The sequence below is a fragment of the Kribbella sp. C-35 genome, from assembly GCF_046549195.1.
Lineage (GTDB): Bacteria > Actinomycetota > Actinomycetes > Propionibacteriales > Kribbellaceae > Kribbella.
In genome coordinates, this window is record NZ_JAJPWG010000004.1 from 77,430 (window position 1) to 95,820 (window position 18,391).

An 18,391-nucleotide genomic window follows, 5' to 3' on the forward strand; every position below is an offset into this window, starting at 1 on the left:
TCATAACCGATGCCGACAAGACCTCGACGTGTGCTTGCGCAGCGGGTCGGACTGGTCACAATGGGTACCGAAGGTTGGTCATCTCGTTCAACTGCTCGAAGCTGTCGTCGGCCGCCTCAGCTGCAAAACCTGACATCAAGCGGTAGGTGTTCGCCCCCATCAGGGTCGTGTACTCGCGTTCCGGCGACTCGTCGATCCATGCCAGGTATCCCGGTACCTCGAAGCCCCAGAAGCCCGGCCAACCCTCGGCCGAGGCGTAGCCGTCGAGCGACGTGATGAAGTCCACCAACAGTTCTGGCATCGGCTTTCCTTTGCTCGCCTTCTTCTCCACACCGTGCCTCGTCCGCCGCTCGGTGACAACCTCAGCAGCTCGCTGGGCCCGAGGGCATCCAGGGCATTCGACCAACTTCCCCGACCCTGGAGCAGCGTGCGGCACGGGTATCTGGTGCCGGAGGCAACCAACTCGTCCAGCGGGAGCACTCGCTGACCGAAGCGAATACGGACAGGGAGGCCAAGCAGGTTCAGCAACTTTGACCTGGCGTCCGAGCGATGTCATCGCGCGCCAGCGCCGAGTATCGTCGGCATGTATCAGGAGGAGGGACACGGTATGGCGATTACGCGGGTACTCGCTCAATCCACGGTGACCGATCTGACGATGGCCGAAGACTGGTACACACGATTGTTCGGCCGGGCGCCCGATGCTCGACCAATGCCCGGGCTGCTCGAATGGCATCTGGCTGACACGTTCGGCGTCCAGGTCTGGTCCGAGCCCAACCGCGCCGGGCACTCGTCGATGGTGCTCGACGAGTCCGATCTCGACGCCCTCGCGGCGCGCCTGGAGCAGGCCGGCATCGCACACGACGGGCCACAGGACGCGACCTCGTCGCGGATCCTGTCCCTCGCCGACCCGGACGGCAACCGGGTCGTATTCGCCGGCGAGTTCTCGTGACGGCTCAAACAGCCGTCTCTGACGGTCAGTAGGGATGACGGTTCCCGTCGTCGCGTCGTCGCCGAGGACACCGTTGTTCAGGAAGACGCCGAACACCAACGCAGCAACGAGTCCCGAGCAGACCGCCCGACCACGTACCCGGTACGTCGAGGTCGACCTCTGCTCCCGGCCTCGGTGAACTCCCCGCCGACCGTGATCGTCAAGGCCGGGACGATGGCCAGAAGCCCGACGACAGATGCGATCTGCGTCGCCGGCCAGAAGAATTCATCAAGTGGTGATATTGTTGCTTGCCACGGTGCTCGCGCTTCGCACTGAGAACCGTCTGGCAAAGATGATTGCCGACCTGCGGGCACGCTGACACGATTCCGGTCATGAGCGGTGTTGGAGCGCCGGATTGTCTGCTTGTGACAGGGATGCCTGGGGCCGGAAAGTCGACCGTGACGAGGCTGGTTGCCCAGCGGCTGGCACGTTCCGCCAGGCTCGACGGCGACGAGCTGAACCGGATGATCGTCAACGGTTTCGTCTGGGCCCTGGGCGAGCCCGCCGACGAAGCAGCGCGGCAAGTGGAGCTGTTGCACCGCAATCTGTGTGCGCTGGCGAACAACTTCTCCGACGCCGGTTTCACGCCCCTGATCGACGCGATGATCCCATCCCGCGAGAAGCTGGACTTCTTCCTCGACCTCCTCACGCCTCGCCGAACCCTGTTCGTTGTCCTCGCACCGGGTATCGACGTCTGCCAATACCGCAACACCATCAGGGATCCACGTGAACGGTTCGATTTCGACGGCTACGAAGCCCTCGACGCCGACATGAAGCGCGAACTCGGCGATGTCGGCTGGTGGCTCGACACCGCGATCCTGACGCCCGACCAAACCGCCGATCGCATCATCCGTGAAGCAAGCCGCCGTGCCGTAGTGACCTGACTGCGGTTCTGCTTGCAGGCATGACAAATACCTGTCAGCCATGGCCGAGGGCGCTAGAGACTCCGGCCACGACTTCAGGTCACATCAACCTTCACTGAACACTCGATTCAGTCAATGCTCGCAACCCACGTTCGCGCCGCTGGTGATCTACGACGGCGCGGAACCCGTTGGCTGGATCTCGACCAGCGAGCACGCGAACTTCGACGTACGTGCGGAGACAAATCCCCCGAGGTCAAGCACGACCTCGAGACCCGAACGTGGCCGGCGCGCGGGGCGGCTTGGCGTTTGGGACCGGGCATCGACAGGAGGGTGACGGTCGAGGTCTGATAGGTCCGAGGTGCCTCACCGCCGGGTCCTCACAGCCAGAGGAGGTGCAATGGACGAGTTGACCCCGGAGTCTCTTGCCAAGGCCTACGTTGCCTGGACCGAGACGGGCGACAGAACCATGCTGCAGTGGTTCCCGGACACCTTCGTCGACCATGTCAGCGGTCGCAGCGGCCCCGGCATCTGGGACATCGTGGCCAGATGGGGCGAGGCGAGCTTCGCGGACCGGCGCACCGAGCTCCACGCAGTCATGAACGACGGCGATCGCGTGATGGTCTGGATCACAGTGAACGCCACCCACATCGGCAACGGCTTCCCTCGCCTGGCCGGACTGCCAGTCCACGGCAACCAGGTCACCTGGAGCCAGGTGCACATATTCCGGATCGCCGACGGCAAAGTGACCGAGCACTGGGCAGTACGCGACGACGCCGCGCTGCTGGACCAACTGTCCGTGCCGGCGCGAACCCCAGACACGTGACGGCCGAGGCCGACCTGGCCGGATTCATCGACAAGTTCGCGCCCGATGTGCAGGACCTGATCCGCGGGTGCCGAACGAAGATGCGGGCGTTGTTTCCGGATGCTGTGGAACTGGTGTACGACAACTACAACTTCCTCGTGATCGGCTACAGCCCGACTGTCCGGCCGTCGCAGTCGATCTTCTCGGTCGCCGCACACAAGCGGGGTGTCAACCTGTGCTTCCTGCAACGGGCAGCAGAGCTGCCGGATCCGACCTCGATCCTCCGCGGTGAAGGCAACACGGTGCGCAACACCCGCGTGAAAGCGGCGGAGGACCTGGACCGGCCCGACGTGCGCGACCTCATCGACGCCGCGCTGCGGCTCGCCGCCGTTCCGATGGCAGCCGCGATCGGTCCACAGCTGATCGTCAGGTCGGTATCAGCCAAGCAGCGACCGCGGCGCTGACCACCCGGCGTCTGTCCCGCGATCGGCACGCGCGTCCAGATCTCGTCGAGATCTCCGCGAGTCCACCGTCGGAGAGACCGCCGCTCCCTGGCCGACTGCACGATGCTCACCACTCTCGCCCGGACGGCCATCGAGCAATGACCGCCAGCGGGTGCGGCACGTGCCGCACCCGCTGTTCTGAAGGGATCGAACGGCCGCTCAGCCGACTGACACCGTGGTCCAGTGAGGGCCTAGAGGTTGTGTGTCTGCCGGTGGCGCGTGCATCGCCACGACCAGAACCGCCTGAGGCAGTCGCCGCCGTACGGCGTGCAGGACTTGAGTGGCAGTGTCCGGATCCAAACCGGTCGTCGGCTCGTCGATGAGCAGTACGTCGGGTTGGGTGGCGAGGGCCCGGGCGATGTGGAGTCGGCGCTGTTCGCCACCGGACAGGCTGCGTCCACCGACGCCGAGGCTGGTCAGCGGGTCGACTCCGGCGCGATCCAGCTCCATCGCGGTGAGCAGGTCCGCGACATCGGCGTCGTTCGCGGTCGGGTTGGCCAGACGGAGGTTGCCGGCGACGGTCCCGGTGAACAGATAATCGTCGGCCAGTACGGCGGTGACGACGGCCGGCCCGGGCCGTTGCCGCAGAGCGGTGGCGATCGCGGTGATGAGCGTGGTCTTTCCGCTGCCGGACGGGCCGGTGATGACGAGGGTCTGGCCGGTGGCGACAGCGAAGGCGATCTCACGCGCATCCCGTGTGGGTGTTTCGGGCAGTTGGTATCCGCAGACGGCGAGGTCGCGACCGTCGTACGTGGCCCGGAAGGTCGTGGCAACCCTGGGACGGCGGCTCTCGTCTTCCCCGACCGACGCGAGGTGAGCGTCGGCCTGTCGAGATTGGACCCACGCGCTTGCGGCGGTCACCAGACGCTCGGCGTTGGCCATGACACCCGCGGCGAGCAGACCGACGAACACCAACGTCGAGATCGTGGCGCCGGACCGTGCGGTGAGCATCACTGTCAGCAGCAGCGCGGAGGCCGTGACTGCACGCGTGTCGCCCAGAACTCGGGCGGTCGTTGCCGCGTGGCGGTTTCGCCTGTCCTCAAAGGCGTTCAGGCGTTGCAGCGTACGGTCGGCCAGGTGGTCTGTGGCGCCCAATGAGGCCATTTCGGGCCAGGCCTCGACCGCGGTCACCAGTTCGGTCCGCAGCAGCCCCCGGGTGCTGGTCGTGTCATCCATCCGGCGCGCAGAAGCCGCGGCCAGCACGGCACAGGCGATCACGGCTGCGGCCAACGTCAGCGCCGCGAGCGGATAGCCGGCCAGGACGATCGTGACGCAGCCTCCAACGGTCATCACGGCGGCGACGGCCGCGGGAGTCGTGGCTTGCAGGAGCGCCATACCGGTGGTGTCCGCGTCGGCCATGACCCGGTCCAGTGACTGGCCGGACCAAGCAGTGCCTTCGGATCCGGCGGCCTGGTCGTAGACCGCGAGCCTGGCAGCGCTGATCCGGCGTAGCGCCGCGGCGTGCAGCACAACCCGGTTGGCGTAACCGGCAGCAATCCTGCTCAGCGCGAACGCACGCACCCCGCCGCTCGGGGCCAGGTAGGAGAACGCGCTGAAGGCGCTGGCTCCGGCCACGGCTGAAGCGGCGATGAACCATCCGGACAGTCCGAGCAGCCCGACAGAGCACGCCTCTGCCAGGGCGGCCAGAAGCAGCCCGGTGGCTGCGAGCGACCTCGCGGTCATACCCGCATCGCCTCCCGCACAGTGTGGACCGTCCCGTCGGCGAGGCCGAGGAGGAGGTCGGCGGAGCGGGCGACGGCCACCGAATGCGTGGCGACGATGACCGTGCGGCCCCGAGTAGCGTTGCGTAAGGCAACGATCATCTCCGCCTCGGTGTCCGCGTCGAGGTGCGCCGTCGGCTCGTCCAGAATCCACAGACCCGCGTCACTCAGGAACGCGCGGGCGATCGCGATGCGGCGCGCTTCCCCGGTGGACAGACCCGAGCCTCCCTCCCCCAGCGGCGTGTCCAGGCCTCGTGGGAGCCGGGCGACGACCTCGGCCAGCCCGGCCGCGGCGACCGCCTGGTCGATATCCGACTGGTCGGCGTCCGGCCGCCCGATGCGGATGTTGTCGCCGATCGATCCTGGGAGCAGCACTGTCTGCTGACCGATCCAGGCACAGCCGCCGAGCCACGGTTCCGACGCACCGGTCCGCGTCAGCCACCGAACGGTTCCCTGACTCGGCGGGCGGACCCCGGCGATCAGCGACAGCAACGTGGTCTTGCCGGCGCCCGACGGTCCGGCCACGGCGGTCCACCAGCCCGCATGAACGGTCAGGTTCAGTCCGTCCAGTGTCGGTTCTCCGGCCGCCGGAAAGCGGAACGAGACGTTGTCCAGGACAACAGTCACGCGTTCGCCACAGGGCGGTACACGTTCGGCAGTCGACGAAGACTCGACCAGCAACCCGCTGATCGCCGGTACCGCCGCCAGTGCCCGTTCCCTGCTGTGGAAGGCGGCAGCGACGGCCCGCATCGGCTGGAAGTACATCGGGCAGATCAGCAGAGCGAGCAGGCCACGGAACAGCGTCATACCGGGTGCAGCGCCGATCCGCACGTAGCCGAGCAGGGACAAGCCGACGTACGTCGCGTTGGCCGCGATCGAGAACGTGATGACGACGTCCATCACCGCTCCGGACAGCGTTGCCCGCCGTACGACCGCCATCGTGGTGGCGTTCAGGTCCCCGGCGGCATCCGCAAGCTCGGTACGGCGTCGTCCCAGCGCGCCGATGTTCCGCAGCGTCGGCAGGCCGCGGAAGCTGTCGAGGACGACGGCGGCGAGCCTTGTGGTGGCCGCCGCGTGGGCGTCGGCGCCCTCCTTGGCGAACAGGCCTGCGAGCCGCATGTTCAGCGGTATGAGCAAGGTCGCCAGCAAGAGGATCACGGCGGCCGGCCACTGCAGCATCGTGGTGACGCCGAGGACCAGCGCCATCGACACCGGGGCGGACAGGCGCTGGGGAAGGCTCTGCTCGTGGAAGTCGGCGATATCGTCGGTCAACTCCACGGTTGCGAGTGCGGCCGTCGCGGGGTCTGGCTCTGTGTGTCTCTGCTGCCCGGCCGGTAGCAACCCGGCCACCAGGCGCCGCCGAATGGCCTGAGCGATTCGCTGGCGACCGATGGCCTGGAACCGCGCCGTACGCCAGGCGGCTCCCGCCGCCAGGAGGCCACCGCCGAACAGGATGCCCACACCCTGCCAACTCGGCCGTGCGCCATCCAGCACCTCACGCGCGACCCAGGCCAGACCCGCCCACTGGGCGATGGTGAACGTCGTCTCCAGCGTCTGGCAGCCGGCGGCCAGCCGCAGCCACCGCCGGCCCGGCGCCGCGGCTGCGGCGAGCCACTCGCCCGCCTCAACAGTTGCCGTCCCGGCCGGGTCAGTCGTCATCGTGCATCCGGCGTTCATCGATGATCCAGGCGACCCCGCCGGTCAGCACGATGAGGATCATGCCGACGATGCTGAGCAGATGGCCGTGGTACTTGGGGTAGCCGGAGAACATTCCCTGGCACACGCAGTACAGCAACCAGGCGACGACCACACCGACTGTGGTCAGCACAGTACGAGCGAGCAGTCGACGCACCCTGTGTACGACGTGGGATCCCGTGCTCATCGAGTGCCTCCTGGAGTTCCGTTGGAGAGGTGGCCGGCGGGGAGCTTGCCTCGAAAGGCATGGTGGGCGAACCAGTTGTAGAACAGGATCAGCGGCACGTTGAGCCCGATCCCCACCGCGAGAAACGCGAGCGTGCCGGACGGAGCCGCGGTGTTCCTGAGCGTCAGATCTGGCGACGCCAGCACCGGATAGCGGGCCACCACCACGGCGATGACCAGCGCCAGCACAGCGGTGACCAGGCCCGCGAGGGGGATGCCGTCGTACGGCGAAGAAGGCCGCAACGTCAGCACGCTCATCACCACGCCGGCCACGGCGAACAGCAGGAGTCCGGCAAAGGCGGTGATTCGCGCGGAGCTGTGCAGGCTCAGCGGAGTTGCTGTACTGCCAACCTCCAGGAGACAACCAATCGCCAGGAGCGATGCCAGCCCTGCGCTGACCGTGCCACGACGTCCCGCTCGGGCACGGAGTTCCCCGGTCGACTTCCACTTCGTGTAGGCGTATCCGAGCGCCAGATAGCCACAGACGACTGTCACCGCGGACAGCGCCGAGAACCAACTGATCGCGCCGAACGTCGAACCGGTGAACGCCCCCGCCACCACGGTCAGGTGGGCAGTCAAGGTCGCAACGGCGACGCCTTGCGCAAGCGCCGCGATCAGCGAGGCAATGCCGAAAGCTCTCTCCCACCGGGGCGCGGGATGAGTCTGGGAGGCCATCTCCACACTGACCCCGCGGACGATCAGCCCGAACAGCATGGCGACCACCGGCAGATAGGCCTGCGGCAGCATCGCGCCGAACGCTGCCGGGAAGCCGGCCCACAGGCTGACCCAGAGCAGGACCAGCCAGGTCTCGTTGCCGTCCCAGGCCTGGGCGACCTGTTCGACCATCTCGTGCCGATGGGCCGCATCCGGTTCGAGGAGGGAAGCGATACCGATCCCAAGGTCGTAGCCGTCAAGTACGACGTACATCAGCAGGCATAGCAGGATGAGCAGGAACCAGACGGTGGCCATCAGTTCGCCCTCCCGCTTGCCAGGCTCGCCGTCGGTACTGTGTCGAGAACCGGATGCAGTTCATCGGGCGCCACGTGGTCCGGGCCGATCCGCGCGGTGTGCACGATGTAGACGACGTACGCGACCAGCATCACGACGTACACCAGCGAGAAGCCGACCACGGAGAACACGACCTCGCCGGGCGCCAGGTGCGAGACGGCATCGGCGGTGCGGAGCCGGCCGAACACCACCCACGGCTGACGACCCGTCTCAGCGGTGGCCCATCCGCCGAGGATTGCGAGAATGCCCACGGGCGTCGTCCAGAGCAGGAACCGGTGGAAGCGTCTGGAGGTCCACAGCTTCCGGCGGAAGCGCAGGATCGTCGCGTAGAACACGGTCCCGAACATCAGCAGCGCAGCCAGGAACATCACGCGGAACCCCCAGAAGACCGCGGCCATGTCCGGCCGGTCCGCCTTCGGCGTCAGATCAAGCCCGGGGATCGCCGTCTTGCAACTGAGGTCCCTGTTGATTGCGCTGCCCAGACAGGGAATGTTCAGCTCGACCAGGTTGCGCTGGGCCTGCTGGTCGGGGATGGCAAAGAGGATGAAGCCGGTGTTGCCGTTCTTCCAGTTGCCCTCCAAGGCCTCGAGCTTCGACAGCTGGTACGGCAGCACCGCACCGGCGGTGTGGTCGCCGACGAAGACCTGCAGCGGCACCAGCATCGCCGCCACACCGAGCGCGATCGACACCGACCTGCGGGCAAACGCCAAGGCTCGACCTTTCACGAGGTAGTACGCGCCGATGCCGGCCACGAAGAAGGCGGCGGAGATCAGCACGGCCAGCACCATGTGCGGCCACCGCCATACGAACGACCGGTTGAAGATCGCGTCCAGCCAGTCGGTCGGCTCGAAACGACCGTTCCGTACGACGAACCCGGCCGGCGTCTGCATCCACGAGTTGGCGGCGATGATCCAGGTCGACGACAGCAGCGTGCCGAGCGACACCATCACCGTGGCGGCGAACATCGTCGCCTGCCGGACCCGGCCGTCGCCGTACAGCAGGACCCCGATGAACCCGGCCTCGACGAAGAACGCTGTCACGACTTCCATCCCGATGATCGGACCGATGATCGGACCGGTCTTCGCCGCATAGGCACCCCAGTTCAGGCCCATCTCGAAGGTGATCACGATGCCGGCCACCACACCGATCGCGAATCCGACCGCGAAGACCCGCCGCCAGAACCGGAACATCTGCAGATAGACCGCCTTGCGGGTCCGCCAGTACATCCCGTACAAGATGCTGAGCAGGATCGACAGCCCGACTGTGATGGCCGGGAACGTCATGTGGAACATCACGGTGATGACGAACTGCCACCGCGACAGATCGAGCAGACTCATGACGACTCTCCGATCAGGCTTCGATCACAGGTGCGTCGGCGGCCGCCTTGGTGAAGCGCGGCAGGGCGGCAGCACCAACGGCTAGCAGGGCGACGAGGAGCATCTGCACGGATTCGACGGTGGCGAAGGCGTGTGGGGTGTTGTGTTCGGCGTGCACGAGGTAGAGGGTGCCGAGGGTGGCCACGCCGAGGGCCAGGCCGCTTTGCTGCAAGGTGATCAGTACGCCGCTGCCCACACCGCCGAGGTGAGTCGGTACGTCGGCGAGCACGCTGCGGAACAGACCGGCGAACAGCATCGACCCACCGGCACCGGACAGCGCCAGCGGGACTGCCATATCCCAGAGGTGCACGTGCGGCCAGCGGTCGACGACGACGGCGACCAGTGAGGCGAGGCCGGCGAGCTGGATGACCGCACCCGCCGACAGCGCTGCCCGGCCGAAGCGGCCGATCAGCCGCGGCGCGAACACCGAGCCGAGGAAGAACATCAACGCCATCGGCAGGATCGCAAGGCCGCCATGGAGTGCGTCCTCATGCAGCCCGTCCTGGACGGTCAGGGCGAAGACGAACATGAACGCGCCGAACCCGATGCTGAACGCGAACAGCATCACCAGGCCGCGCGACATCGACGGCAGCCGGAGCAGCGACGGCGGCAGCAGCGGGATCCGGCCACTCCGCTCCGCGCGCCGCTCGACCACGGCAGTGATCACACCGAGGACAACGGCGAGGGCGATCATCGCCCAGGTCCACCACGGCCACCCCAGCGAATGGCCTTCAGTGAGTGGAATCAGTACGGCGGTGAGTGTGGCGGCGAACAGGATCGTGCCGGGAAGGTCGATGCCCACCGGATGGTCCGAGCGAGTGTCGGGCACGATCCGGACAGCTACCAGGAACACGACCACGCCGATCGGAACGTTGACCAGGAAGATCGGCCGCCACGAGGCGCCCGCGATATCGGCGCTGACCAGCAGTCCACCGACCAACTGCCCGACCACAGCTGCGATACCGGACGTAGCGCCGTACAGGGCAAGCGCGCGGGCCTTGCGTTCGTGCTCGAGGGTGTGATGGAAGGTCGCGAGCACCTGCGGGACCAGCAGCGCAGCGGTCGCGCCCTGCACGATGCGGGCGCCGATCAGCACACCGACGGTCGGCGCGAAACCGCAGGCCGCCGAGGCCAGGACGAAACCGGCGAGGGCGCCGAGGAACACGCGGTGGCGGCCGAAGCGGTCACCCAGCCGGCCGCCCAGGACCAGCAGCGCCGCGTACGCGACGCCGTACCCCGCGATGACCAACTCGAGCTCGGACGCCGAGGCGTGCAGCGAGGCGTCGATGCTCGGCAGCGCGACGTTGGTGATGAAGAAGTCCATGATCGGCAGGAATGCGCCGGCGAGCAGGAAGAACACACCGGCCGGGTGCAGCCCACCGGACAGTGCGACCGCACGCGGCGAGGCCGGCTGCGCGGAGAGAGTGATGGCCATGACTGCTCCAACTAGCTATGAAGAGATAACTATCTGAACAGAATTAGTGTGGCACCATAACTATGGACGGACAATCACCTATGCTGGCGATGTGACGAAGAACCCAACGCCGCGGCGCAGCACCCGGCGGACCCGCAGATCGCCCGCCGAGGAGGGCTGGGCCGACCTGGCCGACCTGGCGCTGATCATCGGCCGGGAGATCCAGTACCGCGGCTACACCGACCCCGACGCTGTCGGGCTGACCCAGTCCGAAGGAATGGTGATGCGCCACCTCGTCAACGGCGAACCCGCCGCCCCCAGCCAGATCGCCGCCGCAACCGGACTCCAGCGCACCAACCTCTCAACCACCCTGCGCGGCCTCGAACACAAAGGCCTCATCCAACGCCAAGCCAACCCCTCCGACGGCCGCGGAGTCACCGTCACCCGGACCGAACGCGGCCGCGCCAACCACCTCGCAGTACGACGCGAGTGGGCGCGAGCCGTCAGCGACGCAGCCGACCACGACGACACCAACCTCCAGGCAGCCCTGACCCTCCTCACCACAATCAAGGACGGCCTGGTCAACAACCGCCCCCAGTCCCCCTCCCACCACCCACCGACCTAGACACCGCGACCGCCTTGCATTGATCGTGGAGACCTCTGTGGGCCGGCTTCCGACACCATCCTGGGGGGATGTCTGGTGAGACGCCTCAAGCTGCTGTCCACGTTGTCTCTTCTGTTTCTGGTTGATCAGGGCTTCGACCTGATCTTCCTGCGTGACGTTGCACTGGATGCCAAGAACCTGACGACCGGCGGGCGCGCAACTTGTCGACCGCGTTGTCGAGGGCAATCCGGTCGAGGTCGGCTACCCGACCGAGATCTTCGAAGTCACTCCACAGCTGGCCGAACACGCAGACCGCTTCGCCCGACTGATCAGCCACCGCATCCCCTTCACCAACGCCGCACACGCCTTCGACCTGGCCCTGACCCCAGGAGCAGCCGAAAAAGTCATCGTGACCCTCGGCGCCGCCGACTGATGCGGCAGAGTGTCGATTTGAGCGACTGAGACAGCGTCGTACGAGTAGATGGGCCGGATGGAGGCCTCAGGACGCGATGGAGCTTGGATCATGAAATACATGCTGTTGATCTTCGGTGACGAAGCCGAGTGGATGGCGATGAGCGCCGAGGAGCAGGAGAAGATCGACTCTGCGCACCGGGAGTTCACCGCGCGGGCCGGTGCCGCGGTGCTGGCGTCCGGTCAGCTGGAGGCATCGACCACGGCGACCACCTTGCGGTCCGGAGATGCGGGTCAGGTGTCGATCACGGACGGGCCGTTCCTCGAGGCCAAGGAGGGAATCGGCGGGTTCTACGTGCTGGAGGCCGAGAACCTGGACCAGGTGATCAAGCTCGCCTCGGGTCTGCGCGAAGTGCACGCCGGGCACAGCGGCGTCGAGATCCGACCGCTCGTCAACCACGGCTAGCGCACGGTGACCCCCGTGGTTTCGCCGGCACTCGTGGCCGATGCGCTCGCAGCGGCGCACCGGCAGGAGTGGGCGCAGGTGCTGGCGGCCACGGCCCGGGTGACGCGGGACCTGGACCTGGCCGAGGAATTCACGCAGGACGCTTTCGCGCAGGCGCTCCGCTCCTGGCCGGAGTCCGGGATTCCCGACCGGCCCGGTGCATGGCTGACGACAGTTGCTCGCAACCGGGCGCTGAGCTTCCTCCGGCAGGAGAAGCGGGCGCGGCGCTCCCTGCCGTTGCTCGTACCGGAGGATGCGGTGCCCGGTCCGGAGCAGATCCTCGAGGACAACCGCCTCCGGCTGGTCTTCACCTGCTGTCATCCGGCGCTGGCCCGCGATGCGCAGGTCGCTCTGACGTTGCGGCTCGTGTGCGGGTTGTCGACGGCGGACGTCGCGCGCGCCTTCTTGGTCCAGGACACGACGATGGCCGCGCGGATCACGCGGGCGAAGAAGAAGATCGCCGCCGCCGGAATCCCTTACCAGGTGCCGCCACCGGACCAGCTGGCGGATCGCCTGGCCGCCGTGCTCGAGGTTACCCACCTGATCTTCACCACCGGTCATGCGGCGCCGTCCGGATCGCTGCTCGTGCGCCCGGACCTCGTCGGCAGCGCGATCGGGCTCGCGCGGATGTTGCGGCTGCTGATGCCGGGCAATGCCGAGGTGAGTGCGCTGCTGGCGTTGTTTCTGCTGATCGAGGCGCGGTCCGCGGCCCGCGTGGGCGACGACGGCCGGCTGCTGCTCCTGTCCGAGCAGGACCGTGCCCGTTGGGATCGCGGCATGATCGACGAAGGCGTGGCCATCCTGACCGATGCGTTGAGCCGCGCGGCGCCGTCGCGGTACGCCGTCGAGGCCGCGCTGGCCGCCGTACACGCCGAGGCCGCGTCGTGGGCGGAGACCGACTGGGCCGGGATCATCGCGCTGTACGACGTGATGCGGGCGTCGTGGCCGTCGCCGGTGGTGGATCTCAACCGGGCGATCGCCATCGGCATGCGCGCTCACTCTGGCAGGCAACGAAGTCGAACGATCCTTCCTCCGCACCCGCCTGAAGACCTTGCGCGACTAGACCGGATATGTAACTGAGTCGTTTCTGAGAGTCACGGTGTTGTGTTAACCCCGCGCACATCTGGGGTGTCAGCAGTGTTGGGTCCAGCGCGGTCGTCGGCTCACAGGATTGGTTCGGCCCTGAGGGTGCAGGCAGGGTCAACCATCCTGTGAGGAGGAATCGTGATACGCAAGCGCATCGCGGCCATGGTCGTGGCCGCGGCGGCCGTCGTCGCCTCGGCGACGGCAGTCGGCGTCCACTCGTCCACCGCGCAAGCTGCGACCAGCGTGCCGGCGTTCGACCACATCGTGCTGGTGATGTTCGAGAACCACGCGTACTCGCAGATCAACGGCAGCTCCAGCGCCCCGACCTTCAACAGCCTGGCGAACCAGGGCGCGAAGTTCACGCAGGCGTACGGCGTGACGCACCCGAGCGAGCCCAACTACCTGGCGATCTTCTCGGGGAAGACCCAGGGCATCACCGACGACAGCTGCCCGCACACGTTCAGCGGGAACAACCTCGGCAATCAGCTGATCGGCGCCGGCAAGACCTTCAAGGGTTACTCGGAGAGCATGCCGTCCGACGGCTACACCGGCTGCTCGAGCGGTACGTACCGGCGCAAGCACAACGGCTGGGTCAACTTCAGCAACGTGCCTTCGTCGAGCAATCTCAGGTGGAGCGTCTTCCCGAGCTCGGCCAACTACGCCAGCCTCCCGACCGTGTCGTTCGTGAGCCCGAACATGTGCAACGACATGCACGACTGCTCGGTCGGTACCGGTGACACCTGGCTGAAGAACAACCTGAACGCGTACGCGACGTGGGCGAAGACCCACAACAGCCTGCTCGTCATCACCTTCGACGAGGACAACGGCGGTTCGTCGAACCACATCTTCACAGCGTTCGTCGGCGCGCACACGCAGGTCGGCAGCTTCTCCAACCAGATCAACCACTACAACGTCCTGAGCACCATCGAGAGCGCCTACGGCCTGACCCACCTCAACTCGGCCGCCGAGATCACCAACGTCTGGAACTGAACCGTCACCCCGCTCGTGGGCATGCCCGGCATGTCCGCGAGCGGGCTCCCACGGAGGTGACGCTCGTGTACCTGTTCTCGATCGCCCGTCCGCACACAGCGGACGACACAGCGGACGGCGCCGCGAAGCCGCCCCGCAGGCGCGCGCTGTTCCTGCTGAGCGGCAACGTGTTCGCGCTCGGCACCGTCAGCCTGATCACCGACATCTCCTCGGAGATGGTGACCGCGGTGCTCCCCGTGTACCTGATGATCGGGCTGCATCTGAGCCCCACCGTGTACGGCGTGGTCGACGGCACCTACACCGGCGCGACCGCGCTGCTACGACTGGTCGGAGGGTACGTCGCCGACCGGGCCCGCCGACGCAAGTTCGTCGCCGGCCTCGGCTACGGACTGTCGGCACTGGCCAAACTCGGACTACTTGCTGTGGGCAACAGTGTTGGTGCGATCGGCGCGGTGATCGCGATCGACCGCACCGGCAAGGGCCTGCGCACCGCACCGCGCGACGCATTGATCACACTGTCCACCGCGCCGCAGTACTACGGCCGCGCATTCGGCGTACACCGAATGATGGACACCGTCGGCGCTTTCGCCGGGCCGCTCGTCGCGCTCGGCATCCTGGCAGCCACCGGGCAGGCGTACGACGCGGTGTTCGTGGCGAGCTTCTGTATCGCGGCATTCGGCGTACTCGTGCTGATGCTGTTCGTGCGGGACCGCCGCGGCGAACAGCCGCCGAAGGGCACCGTCACGCCCTCGGCGGTGGGCCGACTGGTGCGGCTCGCGCCGGTACGACGGCTCGTGCTGGCCGCCTGCCTGGCCGGGATGGTGACCATCGGCGACGGCTTCGTCTACCTGTTGCTGCAGCGGCGGGAGGAGTTGAACGTCGGCTGGTTCCCGTTGCTGGCTGTCGGTACCAACCTCTCGTACCTGCTGCTCGCCACGCCGCTGGGCGTGCTCGCAGACAAGATCGGGCGGCAGAAGGTGGTACTCGGCGGGTACATCGCGCTGATGCTGGTCTATCTGCTGTTGTTCGGGCCCGTCCGCGGTTGGCCGCTGCTGGTCCTCGTGTTGGCGCTGTACGGCCTCTTCTACGCAGCCACGGACGGCGTGCTGATCGCGCTGGCCGGACCCGTGCTGCCCAGCGGCGTACGGACGACGGGAATCGCACTGATCCAGACCGGACAAGCAATGTCGTACCTGGTGTCCTCAGTGCTGTTCGGCCTGGCGTGGACGATGTGGGGACCCACGAACGCGATCCGGATCGCCGCTGCCCTGGTCGCCATCGCCGTACTCGTGGTCGCTCTGCTCCTGAGCGGAATCCCGGCCACCGACACCGGCAAGGAGCAGCCGGCATGACGCGGCGGATCGTGCTCGCCCTGGCCGGGGCGGTCGTGCTGGCCATGGTCGCGGTCGGGTACGGCGTGTTCACGACGGCCCGCGAGCACACGCCGGTGGCCGCGGCGAACGCGCTGAGCCTTGCACCCGGCCCGCGGATCATGTTCCGCAGTACCGCCCCGGACAGCAAAGGCCACCTCGCGCTGGTGGCCGCTGATGAACCAGGCGGACCGCGGTCGGTGTCCGCGCTGACCTGCCTGCGGGTCTACGCGGCCGGCGGCACCGGTACCTGCCTGCGACAGGACGGCGCACTGACCACGTTCCAGATCGCCGTCCTGGACAAGAATCTCAACGTCGTGAAGGCGATTCCGCTGGTCGGCGTACCCAACCGAACCCGGGTCTCCAGCGACGGGAGGCTCGTGGCCTGGACGGTGTTCGTCGCGGGCGACTCCTACAACCACGGCCGGTTCTCCACCCGCGCCGGGCTGATCGACCTGAAGACCGAGGACATGGTCGACTCGCTGGAGTTCCTCTCGGTGACGCTGGACGGCCACCCTTACACCGCGCCCGACCTCAACTTCTGGGGCATCACCTTCACCGCCGACGACAACCGCTTCTACGCGACGATGTCCACCGCCGGCCGGCGGTACCTGGTGGAAGGCGACATCGCGGCGAAGGCCGTGCACACCATCGCGAAGAACGTGGAATGCCCGTCGCTGTCGCCGGACGGCAAGCGCATCGCGTTCAAGTCGGCGATCGACGGCAACCCGTCGAAGGGCTGGCGGCTGACCGTACTCGACCTCGCAACCGGAACCAGGACGCCGCTGGCCGAAACCCGCTCCGTCGACGACCAACCAGCCTGGCTGACTCCGGACACGATCGGCTACGCCCTCCCCCACGGCACCGCCGACGCCGACATCTGGACCGTCCCCGCCAACGGCACCGGCACGCCGCGCCTGCTCATCCCCCACGCCGAATCCCCAGCCGCCCTCAACTGAGGGCATATCGCGGACGCCGCGCGCGTTGTTCGTGGCGTGACGACAGGAGCAGGAAATGAGTGACTGGAACACCCAGACCATCAACGAATTCCGTGCCAACGAAGGCAAGGTCGGCGGGCCGTTCGAGGGCGCCCCGATGGTTCTGCTGCATCACCGCGGCCGCAAGAGCGGGCGCGAATATGTCGCACCGACGATGTACCTCGCACACGAAACCGACCCGGACATCATCTACGTGTTCGCATCCAAGGGCGGTGCGCCCACCAATCCGGACTGGTACGTGAACCTGACCGCCGCCGGAAAGGCGACGATCGAGCGGGGCACCGAGACCTACGAGGCGGCCGTCCACGAGATCACCGGCCCCGAACGCGACCGCATCTACGCCGTGCAAGCCGACCGCTACCCCGGCTTCGCCGACTACGAACGCAAAACCGAGGGCATCCGCACCATCCCCGTACTCGAACTCAAATGCTGACGACCTCCGAGTCGGCCTCACCGAATCGCCGGCAGCACGTCACCCGCCGAGGGCTGCTCCTAGGGCTCGTCGGACCAGTGTTACCAGGTTTCCTGGAGGCGCGCGTTAGGGCGTGGCCGCCTGGCGTCTGGACGGATGACGGTGGCGCGGAGCAGAGTCGGGAGTGGTGGAAGGAGTCATGCCATGAGGATTCACACCACTTATCTGGACCACGTCGTCCTGAATGTCTCCGACGTAGAGGCGAGCAGGAGGTGGTGGGCGGCGCTGACCGGCGCGCGAGCGACCCGGAACCATGAAGGCGAGGTGTCGTTCCTCATCGGCGGACAGGCGATCCGCCTCCGTCAGGGGCCTCCGGCACCAGGCGGATCGGTGAGCATCTGCCTGATCGCAGAGGCCTCGATCGACGACCTGTACGAACGCGCCGAGCAACTGCACGCCGTACACGGCTCTCCCCATCCCCGCACCACCGCCACCGCACCGGCCCAAGCGCTCACCCTGGAAGACCCCGACGGTTATCAGGTCGAGCTCGCCACCTACACCCCGGAAGGCGCACCAGTCCGATAGCAGGGCGGGCTGTCGTGAGTTACCTGGCCGGTTCGGCGGGCAGGATGTGCGGCATGGATGAGCGGCTGGAGGGTGGGTTCGACGGCGGGGCCTCATTGGTTGGTGGCGTCGTACGGCGCGCCGCCGGATCATGGACGTCATCGGTCCACGCGCTTCTGGCCCATCTGGAGGCTGCTGGGTTCTCCGGAGCGCCCCGGCCGTTGGGAGTGGACGCCGACGGGCGGGAGATGGTCAGCTTTCTGCCTGGTCAGACAGTGGGAAATGCGCGGCCCTGGCCGTCGTGGACGCACAGCTCATCGGGCTTGACGGACGTTGCGCACTGGCTGCGGCGCTACCACGCGGCCGTTGCCGACTTCGTTCCGCCGGAAGATGCAACTTGGCGCGAAGGCGAAGCGTGGCGGCCGGGCATGATCGTCGCGCACAACGACGCGGCGCCGTACAACGCAGTGTGGAACGCCAACGGTCTGGTCGGCTTCGTCGACTGGGACATGGCCGGGCCGGTTCGCCTGGAGCTGGACGTCGCCTGGGTCGCCTTTTCCTGGACGCCGCTGCACGCTCCACACGTTGTGGAGGCCGAAGGCTTCACCGACCTGGACTCGCGCCTGCCCCGGCTGTCGCTCTTTCTCCGCGAATACCGCTGGCAAGGCACCACCGGCGACATCCTCGACCTCGTCGCCGAGCGCCTGACCCTGCAGCTGAACCTGATGGCCCAAGCCGCGTCCAGCGACCCCACCTACCAGCGGATGCTGGACGTCGGCCGCGATCACGACCTGACAGTAGCCCTCAGCCAACTGGCCACCCTGCGCTGACCTCGCGCCGAAATTCGGCGAAGTGA

The 18,391-nt window shown here is 67.2% G+C and carries 20 protein-coding genes; 13 read left to right on the forward strand and 7 right to left on the reverse strand.

Translation table 11 applies throughout. The features are described from left to right. Positions 1-55: 55 nt before the first annotated feature. Positions 56-331, reverse strand: a complete 276-nt coding sequence (locus tag ACLJOO_RS26210; protein WP_410790046.1) for a hypothetical protein — start codon at positions 329-331, stop codon at positions 56-58. A 276-nt stretch (positions 332-607) separates the two neighbouring features. On the opposite strand from ACLJOO_RS26210, the gene ACLJOO_RS26215 reads away from it, so the two are divergent. The 4 genes from ACLJOO_RS26215 to ACLJOO_RS26230 all read left to right on the forward strand — a co-directional run bounded on the left by ACLJOO_RS26215 (position 608) and on the right by ACLJOO_RS26230 (position 3,117). Beyond that, positions 608-949, forward strand: a complete 342-nt coding sequence (locus ACLJOO_RS26215) for a VOC family protein (RefSeq protein WP_410790047.1) — start codon at positions 608-610, stop codon at positions 947-949. 371 nt (positions 950-1,320) lie between these two features. After that, positions 1,321-1,872, forward strand: a complete 552-nt coding sequence (locus ACLJOO_RS26220) for an AAA family ATPase (RefSeq protein ID WP_410790921.1) — start codon at positions 1,321-1,323, stop codon at positions 1,870-1,872. 376 nt (positions 1,873-2,248) lie between these two features. Next, the gene (locus ACLJOO_RS26225) at positions 2,249-2,674 is read left to right on the forward strand and encodes an ester cyclase (RefSeq protein ID WP_410790048.1); all 426 of its coding nucleotides are present in this window, start codon (positions 2,249-2,251) and stop codon (positions 2,672-2,674) included. Continuing rightward, complete coding sequence (locus ACLJOO_RS26230; RefSeq protein WP_410790049.1) at positions 2,671-3,117, forward strand: hypothetical protein; 447 nt, start codon at positions 2,671-2,673, stop codon at positions 3,115-3,117. The genes ACLJOO_RS26225 and ACLJOO_RS26230 overlap by 4 nt, the downstream gene beginning before the upstream one ends. A 198-nt stretch (positions 3,118-3,315) precedes the next feature. On the opposite strand, the gene ACLJOO_RS26235 is transcribed toward ACLJOO_RS26230, so the two are convergent. Genes ACLJOO_RS26235 through ACLJOO_RS26260 form a run of 6 tightly spaced genes read right to left on the reverse strand, consistent with a single transcriptional unit; the run spans position 3,316 to position 10,616 of the window. Continuing rightward, positions 3,316-4,839 (reverse strand): ATP-binding cassette domain-containing protein, encoded by a 1,524-nt coding sequence (locus ACLJOO_RS26235; RefSeq protein WP_410790050.1) that lies wholly within the window; start codon positions 4,837-4,839, stop codon positions 3,316-3,318. Beyond that, the gene (locus ACLJOO_RS26240; protein ID WP_410790051.1) at positions 4,836-6,536 is read right to left on the reverse strand and encodes an ABC transporter ATP-binding protein/permease; all 1,701 of its coding nucleotides are present in this window, start codon (positions 6,534-6,536) and stop codon (positions 4,836-4,838) included. Before ACLJOO_RS26240 ends, ACLJOO_RS26235 begins: the two co-directional genes overlap by 4 nt. Beyond that, on the reverse strand, positions 6,526-6,759 hold the full coding sequence (locus tag ACLJOO_RS26245; protein WP_410790052.1) for a hypothetical protein: 234 nt from the start codon (positions 6,757-6,759) through the stop codon (positions 6,526-6,528). The genes ACLJOO_RS26240 and ACLJOO_RS26245 overlap by 11 nt, the downstream gene beginning before the upstream one ends. Next, on the reverse strand, positions 6,756-7,766 hold the full coding sequence (locus ACLJOO_RS26250; RefSeq protein WP_410790053.1) for a cytochrome d ubiquinol oxidase subunit II: 1,011 nt from the start codon (positions 7,764-7,766) through the stop codon (positions 6,756-6,758). Before ACLJOO_RS26250 ends, ACLJOO_RS26245 begins: the two co-directional genes overlap by 4 nt. Continuing rightward, a complete protein-coding gene (locus ACLJOO_RS26255) occupies positions 7,766-9,142 on the reverse strand; it encodes a cytochrome ubiquinol oxidase subunit I (RefSeq protein ID WP_410790054.1) in 1,377 nt (458 codons plus the stop codon). The genes ACLJOO_RS26250 and ACLJOO_RS26255 overlap by 1 nt, the downstream gene beginning before the upstream one ends. Positions 9,143-9,155: 13 nt before the next feature. After that, complete coding sequence (locus tag ACLJOO_RS26260; RefSeq protein WP_410790055.1) at positions 9,156-10,616, reverse strand: MFS transporter; 1,461 nt, start codon at positions 10,614-10,616, stop codon at positions 9,156-9,158. 91 nt (positions 10,617-10,707) lie between these two features. On the opposite strand from ACLJOO_RS26260, the gene ACLJOO_RS26265 reads away from it, so the two are divergent. From ACLJOO_RS26265 to ACLJOO_RS26305, 9 genes are all read left to right on the forward strand, one after another. Beyond that, positions 10,708-11,220, forward strand: a complete 513-nt coding sequence (locus tag ACLJOO_RS26265) for a MarR family winged helix-turn-helix transcriptional regulator (protein WP_410790056.1) — start codon at positions 10,708-10,710, stop codon at positions 11,218-11,220. 502 nt (positions 11,221-11,722) lie between these two features. Continuing rightward, the gene (locus ACLJOO_RS26270; RefSeq protein ID WP_410790057.1) at positions 11,723-12,076 is read left to right on the forward strand and encodes a YciI family protein; all 354 of its coding nucleotides are present in this window, start codon (positions 11,723-11,725) and stop codon (positions 12,074-12,076) included. A 15-nt stretch (positions 12,077-12,091) separates the two neighbouring features. Further along, the gene (locus tag ACLJOO_RS26275; RefSeq protein WP_410790058.1) at positions 12,092-13,195 is read left to right on the forward strand and encodes an RNA polymerase sigma factor; all 1,104 of its coding nucleotides are present in this window, start codon (positions 12,092-12,094) and stop codon (positions 13,193-13,195) included. A gap of 144 nt (positions 13,196-13,339) precedes the next feature. Next, positions 13,340-14,191, forward strand: a complete 852-nt coding sequence (locus tag ACLJOO_RS26280) for an alkaline phosphatase family protein (RefSeq protein WP_410790059.1) — start codon at positions 13,340-13,342, stop codon at positions 14,189-14,191. Between the two features lie 65 nt (positions 14,192-14,256). Then, complete coding sequence (locus ACLJOO_RS26285) at positions 14,257-15,543, forward strand: MFS transporter (RefSeq protein WP_410790060.1); 1,287 nt, start codon at positions 14,257-14,259, stop codon at positions 15,541-15,543. Further along, positions 15,540-16,520 carry a hypothetical protein gene (locus ACLJOO_RS26290; RefSeq protein WP_410790061.1) on the forward strand — a complete coding sequence of 327 codons (981 nt, stop codon included), beginning with the start codon at positions 15,540-15,542 and terminating at the stop codon, positions 16,518-16,520. Before ACLJOO_RS26285 ends, ACLJOO_RS26290 begins: the two co-directional genes overlap by 4 nt. Before the next feature lie 55 nt (positions 16,521-16,575). Continuing rightward, entirely contained in the window at positions 16,576-16,992 is a 417-nt protein-coding gene (locus ACLJOO_RS26295) for a nitroreductase family deazaflavin-dependent oxidoreductase (RefSeq protein WP_410790062.1), read from the forward strand. A 183-nt stretch (positions 16,993-17,175) separates the two neighbouring features. After that, positions 17,176-17,556 carry a VOC family protein gene (locus tag ACLJOO_RS26300; protein WP_410790063.1) on the forward strand — a complete coding sequence of 127 codons (381 nt, stop codon included), beginning with the start codon at positions 17,176-17,178 and terminating at the stop codon, positions 17,554-17,556. 14 nt (positions 17,557-17,570) lie between these two features. Then, the gene (locus tag ACLJOO_RS26305) at positions 17,571-18,365 is read left to right on the forward strand and encodes a phosphotransferase (RefSeq protein WP_410790064.1); all 795 of its coding nucleotides are present in this window, start codon (positions 17,571-17,573) and stop codon (positions 18,363-18,365) included. The last annotated feature ends 26 nt before the right edge of the window (positions 18,366-18,391 follow it).

Bases quoted from the DNA above. Each gene is read 5' to 3' on its own strand.
- ACLJOO_RS26215 (WP_410790047.1), top strand. From the start codon at position 608: ATGGCGATTACGCGGGTACTCGCTCAATCCACGGTGACCGATCTGACG.
- ACLJOO_RS26220 (WP_410790921.1), top strand. From the start codon at position 1,321: ATGAGCGGTGTTGGAGCGCCGGATTGTCTGCTTGTGACAGGGATGCCT.
- ACLJOO_RS26225 (WP_410790048.1), top strand. From the start codon at position 2,249: ATGGACGAGTTGACCCCGGAGTCTCTTGCCAAGGCCTACGTTGCCTGG.
- ACLJOO_RS26235 (WP_410790050.1), bottom strand. From the start codon at position 4,839: ATGACCGCGAGGTCGCTCGCAGCCACCGGGCTGCTTCTGGCCGCCCTG.
- ACLJOO_RS26240 (WP_410790051.1), bottom strand. From the start codon at position 6,536: ATGACGACTGACCCGGCCGGGACGGCAACTGTTGAGGCGGGCGAGTGG.
- ACLJOO_RS26245 (WP_410790052.1), bottom strand. From the start codon at position 6,759: ATGAGCACGGGATCCCACGTCGTACACAGGGTGCGTCGACTGCTCGCT.
- ACLJOO_RS26250 (WP_410790053.1), bottom strand. From the start codon at position 7,766: ATGGCCACCGTCTGGTTCCTGCTCATCCTGCTATGCCTGCTGATGTAC.
- ACLJOO_RS26255 (WP_410790054.1), bottom strand. From the start codon at position 9,142: ATGAGTCTGCTCGATCTGTCGCGGTGGCAGTTCGTCATCACCGTGATG.
- ACLJOO_RS26260 (WP_410790055.1), bottom strand. From the start codon at position 10,616: ATGGCCATCACTCTCTCCGCGCAGCCGGCCTCGCCGCGTGCGGTCGCA.
- ACLJOO_RS26270 (WP_410790057.1), top strand. From the start codon at position 11,723: ATGAAATACATGCTGTTGATCTTCGGTGACGAAGCCGAGTGGATGGCG.
- ACLJOO_RS26290 (WP_410790061.1), top strand. From the start codon at position 15,540: ATGACGCGGCGGATCGTGCTCGCCCTGGCCGGGGCGGTCGTGCTGGCC.
- ACLJOO_RS26295 (WP_410790062.1), top strand. From the start codon at position 16,576: ATGAGTGACTGGAACACCCAGACCATCAACGAATTCCGTGCCAACGAA.
- ACLJOO_RS26300 (WP_410790063.1), top strand. From the start codon at position 17,176: ATGAGGATTCACACCACTTATCTGGACCACGTCGTCCTGAATGTCTCC.